The following is a 20,538-nucleotide window of genomic DNA, read 5'->3' on the forward strand; positions in this document are numbered from 1 at the left end:
GGATTTGGACGAGTGAGATACCCATGACACCTGTGGTTGGGTTAGCAGCGAATTTAACCTGCTTCAACCGCTGCAATTTCCAGTAGTGTCTTTAATACTGAATCTGGATTGAGGCTAATGGAATCAATGCCTTGCTCCACCAGGAAACGGGCAAATTCAGGATAGTCGCTAGGAGCTTGACCACAGATACCGATCTTGCGATCGCATTGTTTTGCAGTGGCGATCGCCTGCTGAATCATGCGTTTGACAGCATGGTCACGTTCATCGAATAAACGAGCAACAAGCGATGAGTCGCGATCGAGTCCGAGTGTCAATTGCGTTAGATCATTGGAGCCAATCGAAAATCCATCAAAAACTTGACTAAACTCATCGGCCAGCGTGACATTACTCGGCAATTCACACATCACGTAGACTTGCAAGCCGTTTTCGCCTCGTACTAGACCATGAATTGCCATTTCGGTTAACACACGCTGACCTTCTTCAGGGGTACGGCAGAAGGGGATCATTAGAATGACATTCACTAAACCCATTTCAGCTCGAACCCGCTTCATTGCCTGACATTCGAGGGCAAAGCCGTCTCGATAGCGATCGTCATAGTAGCGGGAAGCCCCACGCCAGCCAATCATCGGATTCTCTTCATGTGGCTCAAACTGCCGACCACCCAGGAGGTTTGCGTATTCATTGCTCTTGAAGTCAGACATGCGAACAATTACAGGTTTGGGATAAAACGCAGCGGCGATCGTGCCAATCCCCTGGGCTAACTTGTCTACAAAAAATTGGGCTTTGTCTTCATACTGAGCCGTGAGTTCGGCAATCTTGTAGCGAGCCAGTTCATCTTCCAACTCATCAAAATTTAGCAGTGCCAGTGGATGCGCTTGAATGTGATTGGCGATGATAAATTCCATGCGAGCTAAGCCAACACCATCATTAGGAATGGCAGACAGGCTAAATGCTTCCTCTGGATTGCCCACATTCATTAGGATTTTTGTGCGGGTTCGAGGTAGCTTTTCCAGGGCAACTTCATTGACTTCAAACGGCAACAGACCGCCATAAACCCGTCCTTCTTCACCTTCGGCACAGGAAACAGTGACGTCTTGCCCGGTTTGCAAAACCGTAGTGGCATTACCACACCCGACGATCGCCGGAATTCCCATCTCTCTGGCAATAATGGCAGCATGACAGGTGCGCCCACCCTGGTTGGTGACGATCCCACTGGCTTTCTTCATGATGGGTTCCCAGTCTGGATCGGTGCGGTTTGTCACCAACACTTCACCGGCTTGAAATTGATCGATCTTATGCACATCCAGAATCACTCTGGCTTCACCCTGTCCAACCATCTCACCTACTGCCCGTCCTCTGGCTAAAGGCGTGGGAGAAGAGCCGCTGCGTTCTTTTAGCAAATGGTAAGTTCGCAACACATTCTGAACTTTTTGGGATTGCACGGTTTCTGGACGCGCTTGCACGATGAACAGTTCATTCGTTACCCCATCCTTTGCCCATTCAATGTCCATTGGCGTGTATGCGCCACGAACGGTGGAGTAATGGTCTTCAATCACGCACGCCCACTGAGCAAGGGTCAAAATCTCATCGTCACTGAGGGTAAATTGGCGACGCTGTTCTGGTGGAACGGAAACATTCTTGGTGAACTTAGAACCACCTATGGCATAGATCATCTTGATCTCTTTGGTGCCTAATCGCTTCTCCAAAATAGGACGAAAGCCCTGCTTTAGCGTTGGCTTGAACACCAGATATTCATCGGGATTCACGGCTCCCTGCACCACGTTTTCACCTAACCCGTAGGCAGCGGTAATCAGGGCTGCATCTTTGAAGCCAGTTTCGGTGTCAATTGAAAATGTCACCCCAGAGGATGCCAGGTCAGAGCGCACCATCTTTTGCACCCCTACGGAAAGGGCAACCTCAAAGTGATCAAAGCCTTTGATTTGACGGTAGGAGATGGCGCGATCGGTAAAGATTGAAGCAAAACACTTGTGGCAAGCTTCCAGTACGCCTTGCACACCATGCACATTCAAATAGGTTTCCTGCTGTCCGGCAAAGCTCGCGTCGGGCAAATCTTCTGCGGTAGCACTGGAACGAACTGCAACATCAGTATCTGCACCGTACCGACCACACAAACTCTGATAGCCTTGGACAATTGCTTCTTGCAGTTCATCCGGAAACGGGGTTTGTAGGATGAGCGATCTTGCCTGCTTGCCCACCTGCCGCAAATTGACCACATCTTCTACATCCAGTTCAGCAAACAATTGCCGCAGTTTTTCTTCTAATCCTGCAATTTCAATGAAATAACGATAGGCATGAGCGGTTGTGGCAAACCCATCAGGAACATTGATCCCTTTCGGAGAGAGTTGTTGCAGCATCTCTCCCAGGGAGGCGTTCTTTCCCCCAACAATCGGGATGTCTGTAATACCAACATCTTTGAAGGGCAGGGCAAATGCCTGTGCTTTTGATTGCGAGGATAATTGAACGACGGTTGTTTGCAACATAAACTCTTCTCCTCTAACCGGGTTATTGGTCAAGTTGAAGCATCTTGGAAACTCACCTCATGGTCTCTCAAGTGTTTTCAATGCCCTATAGTTCTAGTTATAGAAAAAGAATTTGGGGAACTTGTGAGGACAACTAATTGAATGAGCAACGCAACATACAAAACACAGAAGTTGATTGTCTTCTGCGTCTAAGTAGAAAATTTGGCGTTTCGGGTTCCCGACAACGGTAGTACTACCGTTGTAGATTTGGAACCGTTGAAAAACACCGTCGCTTATAGAACCCATTCGACATCTCTGGAGAGGTCGAACTAGCGTAAGGAAGGTAATTTCAAGAATTGACATGCCCTACTCTAGCAACCTCAGTGACGCTGAATGGGAAGTGCTCAAACCACTCTTACACGACATCTTACCCAAAAAGAAACAAACTCGACCGAGTCACCGGAGTTAGAAAGAAATCATTGATGGTATCCTCTATCAACTCCAGAATGGCTGCAACTGGCAAGATCTACCCAGAGACCTTCCGCCCTATTCCACGGTCTATTGGCACTATAAGCAATGGCGGGATGCAGGTGTGTTTGACCAATTGATGGAAACCTTGCATGGGCACGTGCGGATTCAAGTAAAAAAAAGTCGATGGACAAGGCTAATCATCATCGACTCGAAGCGGTGAAGAATACGTGCAACGCCAGTGCTGCCTCCAACGGCTTCTGTTTCTACAAAGCGACCAGTGGGATTAAGCGGCATCTGGCGGTTGATAGTTTAGGGTTGCCGTTTTTCACCCACTGCACTAGAGCCAAATGTCTCGGATGACCAGGGATTCATCGAGATGTTAAGCCACAACATGGACTACTTTCGGCAAAAACCGTTAGAACTGGCAAAAACTACGATTAGGCTCGACCACGGCTATCACCCAGAGACGATTCAAGCCACGCTAGAGCAAGTCTATCCAGGGATTATGAGCAAGATTCAGTTTGAAGTTGCCGCTAAACTCTCGAAACCCCAGAAGGCTGCTCAAGGACGGACAGGGTTTGTGCCGATTGCGGTGCGGTGGGTGATTGAACGCTCTAATCGTTGGGTAGAACGCTGTAAGAATCTGGTCAAAAACTTTGAGTGGACGCTAGAACATGCCAGAACAAAACTCAACCTTTGCTTCATTCGCCTGATGGTGAAGCGGTTAGCTACTTACAGCAGCTCTCAATCGAGTAAGCCACAGTATCGCCAAGATGGGAGTGGGGTGTAAGGTTTAAGGTGTGGTGAATGCAAATGAAAATGGCTGTAAAAAGATCTTAAATGGGTTCTATAGAACGCGTCCTCCGCTACCGTCATCAGCATTCCGCCCGTACCGCAGAGACTTTTCTTCGCGGCTATTGAGAACTTGCAGTATCATGATCAGTTGCGGTCAATCAACTGCACTAGAGGTTATGTTAGATGGCCTGTATAGTTTGAAATATCTCATCCAGCATTCATGCTCCGTCTTCCCAACTTATGTCTTTACCCTTTGATGCTGCCCCTACCGAAGCACGGGTCGAAAAATGTTGGCGGCTCTCCACCAGTTTTGGAATGGAGCGCAATGCCTACCATAACTATCTGAATGAAATTGTCCGAGATCGCTACACGCTCATCAAAGGGCTGCAAATCCTGCGAGATGAACTTCAACTTGCTGTCTCTAGCCCTACAAACATGAACACCTGCGGGGCTGACATGACCTTACCCAGCGTTGTTACCACCCTGGCATATACCAACTGTGGCGATCGCATCCATCAGGGCGAGGCGACCAAACGCTATCGTGATGTCGTCGCCTCTCGATTTGCTACGCTCTCTGAAATTGGAGAACTCAAGTTAGAGGCGTTTTTCCCGGCAGGTGGAGGCACTGACAACGGGGCGACCTTAGCCCATGTCACCGTGGCGCATGAGTTAGACGAATCCTTAAAACGACAAGTGTATGCAGGCAATCCTCAATCGCTTTCTCTGGTGGCGATCGACCTCAAAACGCATGTGGGGCGATTACGCGAGAATGGTCAACAGATTTACGGCAAAACCCGTGAATCTCCCTGGCGAGAACCGCGTGCTGCCTGTGGCGCTATTGTGGGAACCTTAACTCATTACCATCCCGACAACTTAATTCATCGCCGCATTCGCAGTGACTTGGGAGAACTCAATTTTCAATTTTTATCCAACAACTCCATCGTAACGAATGATGGTGTAGACATCACAATGGCCGTTGCTGCCAACATTGTTGCCATTAGAGGCATTCGCAATACGGCTATCGCCTTAGCTCAAGAAATGGATGAGCGAGGGTTAGCTCACTTGACCGCAAGTACCACTGTGAATCGTCCTTCCCGAGACGACCTGGTGATTTACCTCGCTCGTGCTACTGTCTTCAACGGTAAAATCCGAATTCAAAGTCTAGGGACTGAGGCCAAGCTGTATGGTGGAAGGTTAGTGGAATATGCAGGAGAACAGCGGTTACAGCTTCGTTATAATGACTGGGACTGCGATGATTTGCCCGTTGAAGAAATCCCTTATAAAGTTCGATTATCAGGATTATAAAGAGGCGAGAGCTAGGGCGTGCTTTAAATCCTGGAAGTTCAAACTTTATAGACTTTTGAACGATTCAAAGTCCCCCGATCTTGGGGGATTTAGGGGGCGAAAAGCACAATGTAACCGAGCAATCGGGAGCTTTAAAGCACGCCCTTTGAATCAAGCGCTGGAGCATGACACTGGTGTTCTTATGTCACAGATGGTTGGAGTGTTTGTCCGGGATTTATTCCACCATGAGATCAGACTGTGAGCAAAACCCACATGACACGAGTTGTTCGCGCAGCGTCTCCCCTTGGGAGAAAGTGAAAATACACGCTTGCAGCACCATCTAGCACCGTTACATCGCAAAACATTGTGTTATCCCAAACCAGAAGAAATGCTGAGACATTCAATCCGCTTGTTACTTCACTACATGAAGTGTTGAGATGTTCCCATTCCTGCTTAATTTCTCCCACTATTCAGCAACGCCGAGAATTCCTCTCCTTAGAGGGATCAAAGAGGGATAGACTAGAGACATGGAGAATAGTTTTGGTCTAGTAATAGAGACACACATCTAAGCTCAAATTGTCTCCACCTGGGTCAAGCGCTTCCATAACCGCTGGTGTGACATCAATGATTCCATCACCAGGATTGTAGTCATTTACTTCTACTGTCACCTCTGTTCCACGATCGACGTTACGAACAACGACCAGCGTTCCATTTGGAATATAGCTAGACGCAGCGGTTAACGCACCTGGGTCAAAGGGGTCTCCGCTACTGGTAACGTCGCCAGTATCGTAATAGGTAGCGGTGCCACAGTCTTCAGCAGCTCTTGCTGCCTCTACGCCTACCAACCCAACCAGAGAGGTTGTCATTAGAGCAGTGCTAATAGAGAGCGCTCCAATGGTTGACTTATTGATCCTGATTGAACGAGTTAGCAATTAACTCACCTCCTAGCGGCAACATGTACATACAAGTATATTTTTATCTACATGTCAATGAACACCAGTACGCCTAAATTGAATTTCTGACTAAAGACAGATCATACTGACCTGCATTCTCGTGGTTAACTTAGTGCTTAACTAGCAGATCTTGAGTGGTGCAATTTGGACAGGTGTTGCAGACTAAGTGCTTTGAAGGGCGCATCCGCCATGTTTGATTATTAGGTTTGCGTTCATTAAAGTAAAGTTGTTAGATTACGTTCAAACAGCATCCAAACTGTATCTACATCTCAAGGTAATTTTATGGCTCACATCCTTCATCTTGATTCCAGCCCTCGTGGAGAGCGATCGGTTTCGAGGTCACTCGCAAAAGAATTTATTTCTGATTGGAAAGCCGCTCACCCAGACGACACTGTCACCTACCGCGATATTGGTCATCACCCAGTTCCATTCGTTAATGAAGCCTGGATTGCTGCTGCTTACTCTTCTCCCGACCAACATACTCCTGAACTTGCAGAAGCAATTCGGATTTCCAATGAATTGGTTGATGAGTTTTTAGCTGCCGATCGCTATGTTTTCGGTATTCCAATGTATAACTACAGCATTCCTGCCAACTTCAAAGCCTACATTGATCAAATTGTGCGAGTTGGTCGCACCTTTTCGGTTGATGAAAACGGTTATAAAGGTCTGGTTGATAACAAGAAGGCCACTATCATTACGGCGAATGGGGGCGCTTATCCAGAAGGAAGTCCCATTCACGACTACGACTTGCAAACGCCCTATCTCCGACTCATTTTTGGTTTCATGGGGATCACCGATGTCAATTTCGTTCATGCCGATAGTCAGGCTTTGGGTGATGAGGCACGCAAGCAGGCGATCGCCGATGCTCAAGCTGCTTTGAAAGAGGCTGTGGCTCACTGGTAAATCAGTGCCCAATCGAATAAAAATCTGCTCTGTACAGCCCCCAGACATTAAACCACAGCAGCGGCAGGACGCAAAATTTGACGTTACAAAAGCAGATCGTGCCTGACACAAACAGAAACTATCTGGTGACAACTCTGTTCACCTGGTGCAATCGAGCATAAACGGAGAGGTTTCTTGTTTGGCACATCAATGAAATGAGGTTGAGCCTGGTTTATCAGATGGGGAGGCATTCCTATCTGATAAACCAAGGTTAAGTAACCCCTGAACCAAGATTACGGCAGATTGGCACGGCTAGAGGATTGCAGCGGCGCGTAGCCAAATGTAGCATTTGCCATACGACACCAGATCACGACCGACTGAAAATTAGAAATATCGACGCTATCAGGAATAGGATATCGCTGCATACCGCTGTAGCTGCTGAGGCTACCTAAATTCACAAATTGACCCATGTTCTGATAGTTTTGCGGTGGTTGAGTCGCTGTATCTAAAAGAACATGCAGATCTGGCCCCTGCTCACTGGTACTGAATGCACCATCTAGCTCCAGGTAACGATGTCCATCTTCTGTCGTAATGCGTACTGAGCCTGTGGTTGGAGCTTCCGCAGCAACAAACTCACCAGACGCGATCGGCATGGCTTGAGCTTGTACCACAACGGTAGAAGCCTGATTGACAAATTGGTTGGATATCTGAGCGCTAAGGTTAGAGGCACTTGCCACAGAGGCCGCAGCAACAAACAAGGAGGCTGTACCCAGTAACACCAGTCGATTTGATTTTCTCATTGCTAATTCCACCAGAATTGAGGTTCATTTGAACAGGCGTTGCTGCCTTGAGTATGAATTATGTAAAGGCATGGCATTGTGCCCCTACATAAGGAGCGATGTCTGTGAATCATATCTGCATTCAGCAATGCCGTTGAATCAGTAGACAGCACCGCTACAACCGTTGTCGATCGGTTTCACCAAGTTCAATCAGTAGTTCAATTAACCAGCGATCGGAGTCTGAGTTATGAACTTTGAGTTATGAACTTTGGCTCTAAACCTGATACAACCATGACTGTTTAATTGAAGGGAAGCATGATTATTGGCTGAGACAAGGATGAATAAATCTGAGAATTGGCTGAGAACAACGACAACATGCAATTTCATTTCAAGGCTCAGTCATTCTCATTTCTCTTTAAGTAATTCTTCAGCTTCTGTTTAGAAAGTTCCTTAACAATAGTCTTCAGCCACCAAGCCGCTCATGGAACTAATGACTTTAATTGACTGATTCAATGCTAAAGCTCTGCTGCTTTGTGCCAGTTTCCTTTCAATCAATCTTTGATAATGACCTGCGGTACGTCGATTGAACAAGCGAAAATGTTCTTGTACCATCAGAAGAATTATCTCGTTTTTCTAATGCTGCAGGAGAATCTAAAACAACCCTACGTACAAGGTGTCTATCAGTATCTTTAAAGTGTTTTTCGCTCGTTTGATTACTGTAGTCCTTACATTCTAGAAGGAGTAAAACTAATAAATAGATTAATAGAGATATTGCTGAACCAATCTACAGTAATTCTTTGCTGCTCAGGCATCTGCCCCAATCGCTGAATTGCTGGAGAACTTGAAACGTATTGCACACCAACTTACAACCTACCACTTATGACCTCTGAAGAAGCGCTAGAAATTGTAGAACAACTTTTACCGCCAGGTACTCTCACCCCGGTCAAAACATTGGTGTTTCAACAGGCCTGGAATGCTAAAGAGTACATGACGATCGCTAAAGAATCAGGGTATGACGAAGCCTACCTCCGAGAGGCAGGAGCCGAACTGTGGCAGGCGCTCTCAAAAGCATTAAAAGAGCCAGTAAAGAAGAAAAATTTCCGCTCTTTGCTAAAGCAACGATTTAGCTATCAGTCTACCTACCCTCAACAGTAGCTTTTTGCCAAAAACCACATGGCCAGAACTAACAACTCGGATTGAGGATAATGCTCTTTGTGTGTTTTGAAGTTGTTGCTACCCACCGAAAATGTGCAGCCCGGTTTTGAATCTTTTTGGAATCTTTTGAACTGGATAAAAGGGTGTAGGTGTTCCCTGCCCCCTTTTATCCAGGTAAATTACTGGAAACAACGTTACTTGTTTAAGTTGTCCCGATGAGCATCGTCGAACCGATCTGTCAGTCCACCGGATACTCCTTGTAGCTGTTCATCCGAAAGTTCTTCTTCGGGCTTAAGTCCCTTGTTGAGGTTGTCCCGATGAGAATCGGTAAATCGGTCTGTTAATCCACCAGATACATCTTCCAATTGCTCATCTGAAAGCTGCTCTTCGTTTTTGGGTTCTTGCTGGCTCATAGCTTATGTCCTCTTACAACAATTAAAGTGACTAGTGGGCGATCGCATCAAATCAAACTGCACTAATCACTCCTTAAGAGTAGTCTTAAACCTGGATATATTGAGAGCCTACACGTTGGATAAATGTTGGATAAATGTTGGACGAATGTTGGATCAACTTCAACACCTCTAGTCTCATCACTGCTAATCCGCAATAATATTGTCATTAAAATACGGTGACGTTATGGCAGAAGTCCTACTCAAGGAATTAAGCAACGCCGATATCAATTGGATGATTGCCGCAGGTCATCAAGAGGAAGTCACCGCCGGAACCGTGCTGGTTCAGCTCTGCAAAGATCCAGACATGATCTATTTGCTACTGGATGGAATGTTAACGATTGTTGTTCCCAGCGCTGAAAGCGATTCGACAGGGAGTAGTTTAGCCGTCAATAATTGTCAAGATCGAGAAATCACCCAGCTTTCACGTGGGGAAATTGTTGGAGAAACGTCTCTGTTTGATCTGTGTTTTATGCCAGCAGTGGTCAGGGCTGCTGTCAATTCATTGGTATTGGCCATTCCTCGTCAACAGCTAGTAACAAAATTAGAACAGGATATTAACTTTAGTACGCATTTGTATCGGGCGATCGCCCTGATGCTCTCCGAACGGTTACGGCAGATCCTGGAGATGCCAGGTCAGGTGCGGGCCATCAACGATCAGCCAATGAAAGAAGCTCTCTTCGTATTTGGAGAGTTACGGGATAGTGACGTTGACTGGCTGATTACGGTAGGTGAAGTTAAACCCCTTGCCCCTGGCACTATTCTGATCCAGGCGGGAAGACCTGTTGAAGCGCTAGATTTCATCCTGGATGGGCTGCTGTTGATTACTGTGCCAGAAGGTGACTACAACCCGTTAACGCTTTGCTTTGAGCGCCAGGAGAGGGACGCTAGTTTTGGTAAGGCGATCGCCAACTTAACCAGAGGTGAAATCAGTGGAGCCATCTCCTTTCTAGATTTTCGTCCGTTGCCTGTCACTGTTAGAGCCGTTCATCACTCGTTGGTGTTGTCTATTTCCCGGCAAGCTTTAACCACTAAACTTCAGCAGGACATGGGTTTTGCATCCCGTTTCTACCGGGTGTTAGCCATTCAGCTTTCAAATAGCCTGCAAATGGTCATGAGTCGATTGGGTTGTCATCAAAACATGTACGACCGGCCACAGGGAATGGATGAAGCCGTTGAATATGACGATGAATTAGATCTCGATTCGTTGCAGCAGGTTTCTCAAGGAGCCGCTCGATTTAATTGGATGTTGAAACGGTTAGGAGTCCTTTAAGTAGCCTCAACTAACAGATAAACTGAACCAACAATGAACGATCAGCCTCAAACCAGCATTTTTAGAAAGGAGTCGCTAGAGCGGCTATCCTCTCCCGAACAATTAGATCAGCTTATGCAGGTGGTTAGCCCTAAAAGCTGGCTACCTTTGGCATCTCTGGGTTCTATGGTGGTGTTAACACTCCTTTGGGGCGTTTTGGGGCGTATCCCAGTAACAGCGACTGGTCAAGGCGTACTGGTTCAATCCTCATCCTCCTCAAACGAGTTGGTAGGATTATCTCGTTTTGAGAGCCGTGAAGGAAAATGGATTCAACCTGGAATGGAGGTCATCCTTTTGCCGAACAGCGCCGATTCTACAGGCGGAATTGTGGCTCATGTTCAGTCTGTTTCAGAGCCATCGATCACAACCTTAGAATCGGCTCGTCAACTCGGTACTCTGGATGAGAACCGTTCAATTGAAGTCATCATTAAACTAGAACGAGATCCTGCGACAGCTAGCGGCTATAAGTGGACTTCCCTCAGTGGTGCCCGATTGGCCTTGTCTCCAGGCACAACGGCGATCGCCCGTATCACGCTACAGGAGAAAGCGCCGATCGCCTTTGTTTTTCCGTTTCTTGAGGCTTCTCAGTAATGTTCATTAACCCTTTAGAAGCGCTGCGATCGCCACGAAAGGAGCGGCACGTCCGGGTCAAAACGCCAACCGTTTTACAGATGGAAGCGGTTGAATGTGGAGCTGCTGCTCTGGGAATTGTTTTGAGTTACTACAACCGAGTGGTACCACTGGCGGAACTGCGTCAGGCATGTGGTGTGTCGCGAGATGGTGTCACCGCCGCTAACGTCCTGAAGGCTGCCCGAAATTATGGCATGGTCGCCAAAGGGTTCAAAAAGTCTCTGGAAAGCTTACTGAAACTGCGTTTCCCTTTTATTGTATTTTGGCACTTCAATCATTTTTTGGTGGTTGAAGGGTTTACCAGGGATCGGGTTTATCTAAACGATCCGGCATTAGGACCCAGGACGGTTTCTCATCAGGAGTTTGATCAGGGGTATACCGGAGTCGTTTTAGTCATAGAACCAGGTGAGGATTTTAAGCCAGGAGGGCAGAAGCCCAGCCTGGTTTTAGCCCTGGGAAAACGTCTGCGTAGCTCTTTTGGGGCATTGCTCTACTGTGTTTTGGCGAGCTTTTTGCTAGTGATGCCGAGCCTGGTCATTCCTGCATTTAGCCAAATTTTCGTGGATAACGTTTTGGTGGGTGGTCGCACAGGCTGGTTGCCCTATCTACTGTTTGGAATGCTGCTGACGGTGGGGCTACAGGGCGTATTGACCCTATTGCAATTGCAGTATCTGCGCCGGTTGAAGATCAAGCTATCGGTGAGTTTGTCCAGTCAGTTTGTGTGGCACGTTTTGCGGTTGCCAGTTAGCTTCTACGCACAGCGATTTGCCGGAGAAATTAGCAACCGGGTAAAGCTGAATGATGACGTTGCAGATGTTTTATCAGGTCGGCTCACTACAACGGTGATTAGTGCGTTCATGGTGGTCTTTTTTGCGATCGCCATGCTGCAATATGATGTTGTGTTAACCGTCATTGTTATTTCCTTTGCCATCGTTAATGTCCTCACGTTGCAATGGGTGTCTCGTCACCGTGTCGATGCCAATCTAAGACTGGTGCAGGAGTACGGTAAAGCGTCGGGGATTGCGATCGCCGGATTGCAAAGTATGGAAACGCTCAAAGCATCTGGACTAGAATCAGATTTCTTTGCTCGCTGGGTAGGTTACTACACCAAAGCAATAAATGCTCAGCAAGAGCTGGGGTTAATCAACCGATTTTTAGGACTGTTGCCCTCTTTGCTTTCTACCCTCACGGCGGCATCTCTGTTGATTATTGGCGGTTGGCGAGTGATTAACGGCAGTTTAAGCATCGGTATGCTGGTCGCCTTTCAACTGTTAATGCAGAGCTTTCAACAACCTGTGAATCGCCTGGTTCAGTTTGGCAGCACGCTGCAAAGTTTGCAGGGAAACTTGCAGCGTCTCGATGATGTATTGGGCAACGAAATTGACCCGCAGTTGAAAGAGGGAGATAAAAAGGAAGGACACAAAGAGAAAGAGAAAAGAGGTCAATGGTCATTCATGCCTCGGCTTCATGGCTACATTGACCTCAACGCAATTACGTTTGGCTATAGTCCGCTGGAAGCTCCCCTGATCGAGAACTTTAATCTGTCGATCAAGCCGGGGCAGCGAATTGCCTTTGTGGGTGGCAGCGGCTCTGGTAAATCAACCCTGGCTAAAATCGTCGCTGGACTGTACGAATCCTGGTCAGGAGAGATTCAGTTTGATGGCGTTTCTAGAACCCATATTCCGCGTGCGGTGCTGGCTAATTCGATCGCCGTAGTAGAACAAGACATTTTGCTGTTTTCTGGTACCATTCGAGACAATTTAACGTTGTGGGATGCGACCGTTCCCGATCATGACTTACATCAGGCGTGTCAGGATGCCTCAATTCACGATGTCATCCTTTCGATTCCGGGTGGATACGATGCTCAACTGCTAGAAGGAGCCGTAAATTTAAGTGGTGGGCAGCGACAGCGACTTGAGATTGCCAGAGCGTTGGTCAACAATCCCTCAATTCTAATCATGGATGAGGCGACCAGCGCTTTAGATACAGAAACCGAGAAAACCATTGACCAAGCGCTGCGTCAGCGAGGCTGTACCTGTCTGATTGTGGCGCATCGCTTGAGTACCATTCGAGACTGTGACGAAATTATTGTTTTAGATCATGGCAAGGTTGTGCAACGCGGCATCCACGAGGAGTTGTGGTCGCAACCTGGACTGTATGCCCAACTCATTCGCAATGCCGGGGATGCCTCATGACCTTACACATCAATCTGGGTCTACGCCAAATCAACGGGAATGAGCCACTGTTATTAAATGAGCCACAGCTCATCTGGCGGGTTCAGTCTGGTTCTCTGGCACTGTTTGCTGTTCCAGTTCAAAATGGCACCGTGGAGGGCGATCGCCGTTACCTGTTCAACATCAAGCCGGGCGAAGCCCTCTTTGGAATGGAGCTTGCGGGTGAGCAACATTTTGCCCTGATTGCTGTACCGCTTGAACCAACTGAACTTCTGCCTGTTCCCATCAGTGAAGCAACCCAGCACCCTGGCTTTCGCTCCCTTCTGGAAAACTGGGTTCACAGCCTGGGGCAGATTAAAGGGTTACCTCAACCTAAATCGGTTGGCATCGTCCCAGAAACGCAGTATGTCTCTCTGATGCAGGGGCAAATCTATCAGCCGTTGCCTGGTCAGGTTTTGTGGATTAGAGTTCAGCAGGGCAAATTACGCTGGTTGGGGTACCCAGATCTTGTTTTAGATCAAGAAATGGGCTGCTTTCCGGTTGGGAATGGAGCCTGGGTAGAGGCAGACGATCACCTCGAACTCTTTGCCAGAAGCACCATAGATGTGCAAGCTGGAACTGTTGAAGCTGGGACTATTTTGCTCAACGGGCTGGCTCAACTCCATGTCTACTTTCTGCGCTGTATTGAGTTTATAGCTGAACAGGAGGCACAGGAATCGCTACTGCGATTTCAAGCACGGCAGGAACTCAACCAGCAGGTAACGCAACACACCGTTCGCAATCTTGCTGCGATCCTCAAACCGCAACAGGAAAGGGGGGTTGAAGCAGAAATGCCGTTACTGGCTGCCGCAGGGGCAGTGGGAAAGGCGCTGGGGGTCACCATTCAACCACCTGCTAGCTCTGAAGACCTGAAGCGGGTCAAAGAGCCACTAGAAGCGATCGCCCGTTCTTCTCGTCTGCGACTGCGGCGGGTGCTGCTACGAAACAACTGGTGGAAAATGGATAGCGGGCCGCTGCTGGCATATACTGCCAGGGATAAATATCCTGTAGCGCTGTTGCCCGTGGGAGATGCGCGCTATGAGCTTTTCGACCCGATGCGGGTAGCCGATGCCTCTGAGGGTGGTCAGCCTGGTTCCGCCAGAATTCCAGTGGATGAAGCGATCGCCCAAACGATTGATCCGGTGGCGTTTGTCTTTTACCGTCCCTTGCCCGATGGCGTGTTGAATGCAATTAGCCTGCTGAAATTTGCGCTTCAGGGTCGCCAGCGAGACATCATTGCCATCCTGTTGACGGGTGTAGCAGCGACTCTGTTGGGAATGCTCGTTCCGCAAGCTACAGCCGTTCTCATCGACAGCGCAATTCCCTACGGCAACTCAGGATTGCTGGTTCAAATTGGGTTAGGGCTATTGGCAGCCGCGTTTGGTGGAGCCAGCTTTCAACTGGCACAGGCGATCGCCTCTATGCGAATTGAAACCTTATCCGATGCCTCACTGCAAGCCGCTGTTTGGGATCGGTTGTTACAGCTAAAAACATCTTTTTTTCGGCAATATTCCACAGGCGATTTAAATTCGCGCGTGTCTGGTATTGGTGCCATTCGCCGCAAACTCAGTGGCACTGCGTTGCAAACTATCTTTGCTGGGTTCTTCTCATTATTAAACCTGGGGCTTTTGTTCTACTACAGTTCGAAGCTTGCCAACTTAGCACTTGGGCTGGCGCTGGTGGTGGTTACCTTTACAACTATTTCCGGTTCGCTCATTATTCGCAAAAATCGTCCCTTAATGGAACTCGAAGGCGACATTTTTGGGCTAGTCGTGCAGCTCATCAATGGGGTTCCCAAACTGCGAATTGCCGGAGTGGAGGAACGAGCCTTCGCCCATTGGGGGCAGAAATATACACAGCAACTTCAGCTTTTGGTGAGTACACAGCGTCTAGAGGACACCGTTGTTTTATTCAATACCGTGATGCCCACTCTCACGACTGTCATGCTGTTCTGGTTGGCAAGTACTTTGATTGATCCAACGCAGGCAGTTGGCAACGGTGGCGGGTTATCAACCGGATCGTTTCTGGCGTTCAGTGTCGCATTCGGCATATTCATAGGAGGTGTAACGAGTTTAAGTAACACATTAATTGAGGTGCTAGACGTAATTCCGCTGTGGCAGCGATCGCAACCTATTCTGGCGGCACAGCCCGAAGTAGACCTGAATAAAGCCAGTCCAGGACGACTATCTGGAAGAGTGCAGCTCGATCATTTATCCTTCCGTTACCGTGAGGATGGCCCCTTAAATCTGGATGAGGTTTGCATTGAGGCTTACCCCGGTGAATTTATTGCCCTGGTTGGCCCCTCTGGCAGCGGTAAATCAACGGCTCTACGGCTGCTGTTAGGATTTGAAACGCCCATCTCTGGCACGGTTTACTACGATGGCCAAGATTTGATGGGGTTAGACGTTGCTGCTGTTCGTCGTCAGTTAGGTGTGGTGCTACAAAATAGCCGCATTAATGCAGGTTCAATCTTTGAGAACATTGCCAGTGGGGCATTAGTCAGCTTAGATGAAGCCTGGACAGCAGCCGAAATGAGTGGATTTGCAGACGATGTGAGAGCGATGCCAATGCAGATGCATACCCTTGTGAGTGAAGGTGGCACCAACATCTCAGGTGGGCAACGACAGCGGCTTGTGATTGCCCGTGCTCTGGCGCTAGAACCTCGGATTTTGCTGTTTGATGAGGCAACTAGCGCATTGGATAACCGGACACAGGCGATCGTGAGCCAGAGTTTAGATCAGCTCAATGTAACGCGTATTGTGATTGCCCATCGGCTTAGCACCATTCGTCATGCCGATCGCATCTATGTGCTGCAAGCCGGACGAGTGGTACAACAAGGACGGTATGAGGAATTAGCGAATCAGCCAGGATTGTTTGCTCAACTGGTTAGGAGACAGACTGCCTAGGAGCCACTTTCAATGTTGACTGGTCGCTGCAATGACTAAAGCGTTGATTGATCTCACTGAGTTCCTAACGCAAAGTTCTTTTGTCGGATCGGAATTTCAATGACAAACGTGGCTCCCTCTCCTGGGGTTGAATGGCAGGTCAACTTGCCGCCATGCTTTTCTACAATAATTTGATAGCTAATGGACAGCCCTAAACCAGTTCCCTGGCCTACAGGCTTGGTGGTGAAAAACGGATTGAAGAGCTGCGATCGCACTTCTTCGCTCATGCCGCTTCCAGTATCAGTAATATAAATTGCAACCCAGTCACTATTGATAACCTGTGTGCGAATTGAAATGATACCAGGTCGCTTCTGGTTAGCCCAATCCAGGCTTTTATCCTCCAGCACATCAACTGCATTGACAAGGATATTCATCAATCCCTGGTTCAACTGTCCTGGATAACATTCAACCTTTGGTAAAACACCATAGTCTTTAACGACTTCAATGCTCAGCTTATCTGATTTGGCTTTCAGACGATGATGGAGAATCATCAAAGTACTGTCGATATTTTCGTGAAGATCGACCGCTTTAATTTCCGCTTCATCCAGGCGAGAGAAGGTTCGGAGTGATTTAATGATTTCACGAATTCGATCTGACCCAACCTGCATCGATTGAAACAGCTTCACCAGATCTTTTTCCAGAAAGTCGAGTTCAATGGCTTGGATTTCCTCCGCAATTTCTTCTGGAGGATCACTGTAATATTTCTGGTACAGCCGCACTAGTGCCAGTAAATCTTTTACGTACTCGTTGGCGTGAGTAAGGTTGCCATAAATGAAATTAATCGGGTTGTTAATTTCATGGGCGATACCTGCCACCATCTGACCCAGGCTAGACATTTTTTCGCTTTGAATGAGCTGAACTTGAGCCTGCTGCAACTCTTGCAGAGTTTGCTGAAGCTTGATGCCCGCCTGCTTTCGCTCAGCGATTTCCTTCGTTAACTGAACCCTGGTATTTTTCAAAGCCAGATGAACGTTAATGCGCGCTAAAACCTCTTCAATTTGAATGGGTTTTGTGATGTAGTCTACGGCTCCAAGTTTTAACCCTCTCACTTTGTCGGTGACATCAGAAAGAGCGGTCATGAAAACAACAGGAATTTCTCGGGTGTCAGAGTTGGCTTTGAGACGACGACAGGTTTCGAAACCGTCGATCCCGGGCATCATTACATCCAGCAAAACTAAATCGGATGCCATTTCTTGCAGTTTTGCCAATGCATTCTCACCGCTCTTAGCAACAGAAACTCTAAAACCAGATTGCTTTAAACAATCGAATAAAATCTTGATGTTTGTAGGGGTATCATCAACGATTAAGATAGAATTCCGTTGAGAGTTTATCATTGTTGGATCTTCAGGGAAACGGTTAAATAATTGCTCAAAGTGTTCATTGGTTTGCTGTTCTCGCTCTGCGGTCACTCGTTCAGCCGGATCTTAGAGGTTTTTTGAAATGGGTCAAGTGTTTTGCGTTTGTTCTCCAAATCCCTGAACCCTGACTTCTAAGCCAGGTCTGGTTCAACGTTCCCGTTTAGCTAGAGCGCTCATATCAAACGCAGGTCGAAGACTGGAGTTGAAGGGTTTAGGGAACAGTTCAAGCGGTATTCAGTACCTTTAAGCATTCTCTTAGCCTATTCATCTGATTAACCCTCGTTCCCAGACGATCTCTAGAGATGCTACCTCGAAGGCTCTGCCTCCGTTCGGTGAGTTAGGAGACTCTGCCTCCCAAGCCATAGTTGTGGCTTCTAAACAGACATGAGAGAGCCAGCATCGTTCTTTGTAGAAAGTGACAGAGTAGAGTTGTGGACATCAGCTATACAGACGGTTTTAGTATATTCAGGGCAAAAGGTGTTCAGTACTACTTCACAATGGGTTTACTGTCTTGTAAGAATGCAAGATTGCTAAATCTAGAATTCCCAGGACTATATTAGAAAGAACACGACATTGCTGGCAACGCAGAAGGGGATGTCACAGTTTGGTCATGTAGCACATTTGACATCACCTGTTAGTTCCGAGAGCCGTACAGCAATTTTGTGGTGTTAAACGCTTTCTTACAGCAGTTCTCAATCGAGTCAGCCACCGTCTCGCCAAGATGGGTGTAGGGTTTGGAGTGTGGTGAATGCAGATGAAAATGGCTGTAAGTCTCCCAATTGGAAACTTTGAAGGTTCGAGGTTTTCTGGACTGGGGTGCCCGGACTGGGGTGGTGGATGAATTGGTACCGTGATGCAGTAACGCCCCACTTTAGCCAGTTCAAAATCTGGCACAAGGTCTGTATCTTTAACGTGAGCTTAGGTGCAGTATGTACATGTGAGGAGTGAAATTTAACGAAAAGCCCCTGGAGTCGAAACACGGTCAGACGTCCAGGGGCTTTTTTAATGGCTATTTTTTCACAAGAAGCCATGGACTAACTGCGATCGCTCAATAGGCACACCTCAAAGCAGGGAAGTGCATAGCGGTACTTCACCGTTTACACTGAATGGTGTTTGATGTACTGCTCAGTTATGACCGCTTTTTTTCGTCCTAATGTTGAGGAAATGACGGGCTATATTCCTGGAGAACAGCCCAAACCGGGTACGCCAGTTATTAAGCTCAACACCAACGAAAACCCTTATCCGCCCTCATCACAGGCGATCGCGGCTCTGCGATCGCTAGACAGCGAATGGCTGCGGCGATACCCCGATCCCTATGCCAACGAGTTTCGGCAGGCGATTAGCGAGGTTTTGGGGGTTCCAGCAAATTGGATCATCGTCAGCAACGGTAGTGATGATTTGCTGAACCTGGTCATTCGCGCCTGTGCCGAGTTGGGTCGCAACGTCGTTTATCCAATGCCGACCTATGTGCTGTATCGAACCTTGACGCAGATGCAGCCAGCGGAGCCGATCGAAATTCCCTATGGTGCCGATTATCGTCTGCCGATTGAGGAATTAGTTGCAGCTCAGGGGGCTGTGACCTTCATTGCCACTCCAAATAGCCCATCCGGGCATGTTGTGCCGATCGCCGATCTGCGGCAGCTAGCAACCCGGCTCTCTGGTGTTTTAGTCATCGATGAAGCGTATGTTGACTTTGCAGACGAAACCGTGCTGCCGCTGGTCAACGAATTTGAGAACGTCATCATAGCCCGTACTTTGTCTAAGGGCTATTCGTTAGCGGGTCTGCGGTTAGGATTTGGCATTGCCAACCCGGGGCTGTTAAGCGGGTTGTTTAAAGTCAAAGATAGCTACAACATTGATGCGATCGCCTGCTTGGTTGGAGCCGCAGCCATGCGCGATCAGGTTTACAAAAATGAATGTGCTGCCAGGGTAAAAGCGTCACGAGGCTTGCTGGCAGCCGAGCTAAAACAGTTGGGCTTTTGGGTATGGAATTCTCAAACCAACTTTTTACTGGTACGTCCTCCCGATGGCAATGCAGAGCCGCTTTGCTTGGCACTTAAAGAACGAGGCATTCTGGTGCGCTACTTCAAACAGCCAGGGTTAGAAGACAAACTCCGGATTACGGTTGGAACCGATGAGCAACATCAGATACTGGTTGAGGCGCTGATGCGCCTGGTGTAATTCCGGGCTTTCACGTGCGATCGCCCCTTCTGGTTGAGCCGTAACGGGCACAATGCTGCCCGTTACATTCAGGTAACACCATCACTGGAGTGTCAGGTGGTTTCCGTTGCGGCTGTGTTGCATAAACCCAACGCTACCAAAGGGCGCGAGGCGTTGAAATCGGAGTCGTTATGATTGGTACGATCTGTTGTGGCGGTGTGGTCCAGGGTTGCATCACTGGAGGGGGAACGACCTGCTGCTGAGCGGTCGGCTCGGATGGGGTTGTCCACCGTTCTTCTACCGTTTGCGTCTCCTCTACCGTTTGCATCTCTTCGATCGTCTGCTCCTGCACCTCAACAACCCGGTTGGGTTCGGTCTCTACCCACGCTTGCTGAGTGTCGTTGGTTGCAAAGGCCACGTCTATAATCGTGCGATTGATGGTGGTTAAAACCACCTCATCACCCGGACGCAAGCGAGACAAAACGGATGAGTTGACATGGGGCAACCTCTGATATCGACCGTTTGGCAGTCTAACGCGAACGTCGCCATCTCTAGAAATAGAAACAACCTTAGCCCATACGTCGTTGGTTTGGCGGGCGGTTGACCAGGATGGATTTGAGCTAGAACCAGAGTTGGAGGATGGAGCCGTGGGCGATGGGGTGGGGGTGGGAC

At 48.1% G+C, this 20,538-nt stretch carries 13 protein-coding genes and 4 pseudogenes; 11 read left to right on the forward strand and 6 right to left on the reverse strand.

Annotated elements, in window-relative coordinates:
- Positions 1-53 precede the first annotated feature (53 nt).
- Positions 54-2,501, reverse strand: a complete 2,448-nt coding sequence (gene ppsA, locus IQ268_RS16575; protein ID WP_193881211.1) for a phosphoenolpyruvate synthase — start codon at positions 2,499-2,501, stop codon at positions 54-56.
- 457 nt (positions 2,502-2,958) lie between these two features.
- Here ppsA and IQ268_RS33440 point away from each other — a divergent pair.
- The 4 genes and pseudogenes from IQ268_RS33440 to IQ268_RS16595 all read left to right on the forward strand — a co-directional run.
- Positions 2,959-3,078, forward strand: a pseudogene (locus tag IQ268_RS33440) (transposase); the annotation flags it as partial.
- A gap of 9 nt (positions 3,079-3,087) precedes the next feature.
- Positions 3,088-3,741, forward strand: a pseudogene (locus IQ268_RS33445) (transposase).
- 245 nt (positions 3,742-3,986) lie between these two features.
- Positions 3,987-5,051, forward strand: a complete 1,065-nt coding sequence (locus IQ268_RS16590; protein ID WP_193881213.1) for a hypothetical protein — start codon at positions 3,987-3,989, stop codon at positions 5,049-5,051.
- 180 nt (positions 5,052-5,231) lie between these two features.
- Positions 5,232-5,466: pseudogene (locus IQ268_RS16595) on the forward strand (hypothetical protein); the annotation flags it as partial.
- A 109-nt stretch (positions 5,467-5,575) separates the two neighbouring features.
- Here IQ268_RS16595 and IQ268_RS16600 read toward each other — a convergent pair.
- Complete coding sequence (locus tag IQ268_RS16600) at positions 5,576-5,896, reverse strand: septal ring lytic transglycosylase RlpA family protein (protein ID WP_193881215.1); 321 nt, start codon at positions 5,894-5,896, stop codon at positions 5,576-5,578.
- A gap of 369 nt (positions 5,897-6,265) precedes the next feature.
- Here IQ268_RS16600 and IQ268_RS16605 point away from each other — a divergent pair, with 369 nt between their 5' ends.
- Entirely contained in the window at positions 6,266-6,886 is a 621-nt protein-coding gene (locus IQ268_RS16605) for an FMN-dependent NADH-azoreductase (RefSeq protein WP_193881217.1), read from the forward strand.
- 272 nt (positions 6,887-7,158) lie between these two features.
- Here IQ268_RS16605 and IQ268_RS16610 read toward each other — a convergent pair whose 3' ends face one another.
- Entirely contained in the window at positions 7,159-7,665 is a 507-nt protein-coding gene (locus tag IQ268_RS16610) for a DM13 domain-containing protein (protein ID WP_193881219.1), read from the reverse strand.
- Positions 7,666-8,523: 858 nt separating this feature from the next.
- Between IQ268_RS16610 and IQ268_RS16615 the strand changes: the two genes are divergently transcribed.
- Positions 8,524-8,799, forward strand: a complete 276-nt coding sequence (locus IQ268_RS16615; protein ID WP_193881221.1) for a hypothetical protein — start codon at positions 8,524-8,526, stop codon at positions 8,797-8,799.
- Positions 8,800-8,993: 194 nt separating this feature from the next.
- Here IQ268_RS16615 and IQ268_RS16620 read toward each other — a convergent pair whose 3' ends face one another.
- Positions 8,994-9,212, reverse strand: a complete 219-nt coding sequence (locus IQ268_RS16620; RefSeq protein WP_193881223.1) for a hypothetical protein — start codon at positions 9,210-9,212, stop codon at positions 8,994-8,996.
- Positions 9,213-9,435: 223 nt separating this feature from the next.
- Here IQ268_RS16620 and IQ268_RS16625 point away from each other — a divergent pair, with 223 nt between their 5' ends.
- The 4 genes from IQ268_RS16625 to IQ268_RS16640 are packed head-to-tail and all read left to right on the forward strand — an operon-like array spanning position 9,436 to position 16,309.
- Complete coding sequence (locus IQ268_RS16625) at positions 9,436-10,521, forward strand: cyclic nucleotide-binding domain-containing protein (protein WP_193881225.1); 1,086 nt, start codon at positions 9,436-9,438, stop codon at positions 10,519-10,521.
- A 33-nt stretch (positions 10,522-10,554) separates the two neighbouring features.
- Positions 10,555-11,151, forward strand: a complete 597-nt coding sequence (locus IQ268_RS16630; RefSeq protein WP_193881227.1) for a hypothetical protein — start codon at positions 10,555-10,557, stop codon at positions 11,149-11,151.
- Entirely contained in the window at positions 11,151-13,385 is a 2,235-nt protein-coding gene (locus IQ268_RS16635) for an NHLP family bacteriocin export ABC transporter peptidase/permease/ATPase subunit (protein ID WP_193881229.1), read from the forward strand. The genes IQ268_RS16630 and IQ268_RS16635 overlap by 1 nt, the downstream gene beginning before the upstream one ends.
- The gene (locus IQ268_RS16640; RefSeq protein ID WP_193881231.1) at positions 13,382-16,309 is read left to right on the forward strand and encodes an NHLP bacteriocin export ABC transporter permease/ATPase subunit; all 2,928 of its coding nucleotides are present in this window, start codon (positions 13,382-13,384) and stop codon (positions 16,307-16,309) included. Before IQ268_RS16635 ends, IQ268_RS16640 begins: the two co-directional genes overlap by 4 nt.
- A 53-nt stretch (positions 16,310-16,362) precedes the next feature.
- Here IQ268_RS16640 and IQ268_RS16645 read toward each other — a convergent pair whose 3' ends face one another.
- Entirely contained in the window at positions 16,363-17,682 is a 1,320-nt protein-coding gene (locus tag IQ268_RS16645; RefSeq protein ID WP_193881233.1) for a response regulator, read from the reverse strand.
- Positions 17,683-18,837: 1,155 nt separating this feature from the next.
- On the opposite strand from IQ268_RS16645, the gene hisC reads away from it, so the two are divergent.
- On the forward strand, positions 18,838-19,887 hold the full coding sequence (hisC, locus tag IQ268_RS16650) for a histidinol-phosphate transaminase (RefSeq protein ID WP_193881235.1): 1,050 nt from the start codon (positions 18,838-18,840) through the stop codon (positions 19,885-19,887).
- Positions 19,888-20,020: 133 nt separating this feature from the next.
- On the opposite strand, the pseudogene IQ268_RS16655 reads toward hisC, so the two are convergent.
- Positions 20,021-20,538, reverse strand: a pseudogene (locus IQ268_RS16655) (hypothetical protein); the annotation flags it as partial.

This window comes from Oculatella sp. LEGE 06141 (genome assembly GCF_015207605.1).
In the GTDB taxonomy this organism is placed as follows: domain Bacteria; phylum Cyanobacteriota; class Cyanobacteriia; order Elainellales; family Elainellaceae; genus Oculatella.

What these genes read in the sequence shown, in the direction of transcription:
- ppsA (WP_193881211.1), bottom strand. Translation starts at nt 2,501, where the DNA reads ATGTTGCAAACAACCGTCGTTCAATTATCCTCGCAATCAAAAGCACAG.
- IQ268_RS16590 (WP_193881213.1), top strand. Translation starts at nt 3,987, where the DNA reads ATGTCTTTACCCTTTGATGCTGCCCCTACCGAAGCACGGGTCGAAAAA.
- IQ268_RS16600 (WP_193881215.1), bottom strand. Translation starts at nt 5,896, where the DNA reads ATGACAACCTCTCTGGTTGGGTTGGTAGGCGTAGAGGCAGCAAGAGCT.
- IQ268_RS16605 (WP_193881217.1), top strand. Translation starts at nt 6,266, where the DNA reads ATGGCTCACATCCTTCATCTTGATTCCAGCCCTCGTGGAGAGCGATCG.
- IQ268_RS16610 (WP_193881219.1), bottom strand. Translation starts at nt 7,665, where the DNA reads ATGAGAAAATCAAATCGACTGGTGTTACTGGGTACAGCCTCCTTGTTT.
- IQ268_RS16615 (WP_193881221.1), top strand. Translation starts at nt 8,524, where the DNA reads ATGACCTCTGAAGAAGCGCTAGAAATTGTAGAACAACTTTTACCGCCA.
- IQ268_RS16620 (WP_193881223.1), bottom strand. Translation starts at nt 9,212, where the DNA reads ATGAGCCAGCAAGAACCCAAAAACGAAGAGCAGCTTTCAGATGAGCAA.
- IQ268_RS16625 (WP_193881225.1), top strand. Translation starts at nt 9,436, where the DNA reads ATGGCAGAAGTCCTACTCAAGGAATTAAGCAACGCCGATATCAATTGG.
- IQ268_RS16630 (WP_193881227.1), top strand. Translation starts at nt 10,555, where the DNA reads ATGAACGATCAGCCTCAAACCAGCATTTTTAGAAAGGAGTCGCTAGAG.
- IQ268_RS16635 (WP_193881229.1), top strand. Translation starts at nt 11,151, where the DNA reads ATGTTCATTAACCCTTTAGAAGCGCTGCGATCGCCACGAAAGGAGCGG.
- IQ268_RS16640 (WP_193881231.1), top strand. Translation starts at nt 13,382, where the DNA reads ATGACCTTACACATCAATCTGGGTCTACGCCAAATCAACGGGAATGAG.
- IQ268_RS16645 (WP_193881233.1), bottom strand. Translation starts at nt 17,682, where the DNA reads ATGATAAACTCTCAACGGAATTCTATCTTAATCGTTGATGATACCCCT.
- hisC (WP_193881235.1), top strand. Translation starts at nt 18,838, where the DNA reads ATGACCGCTTTTTTTCGTCCTAATGTTGAGGAAATGACGGGCTATATT.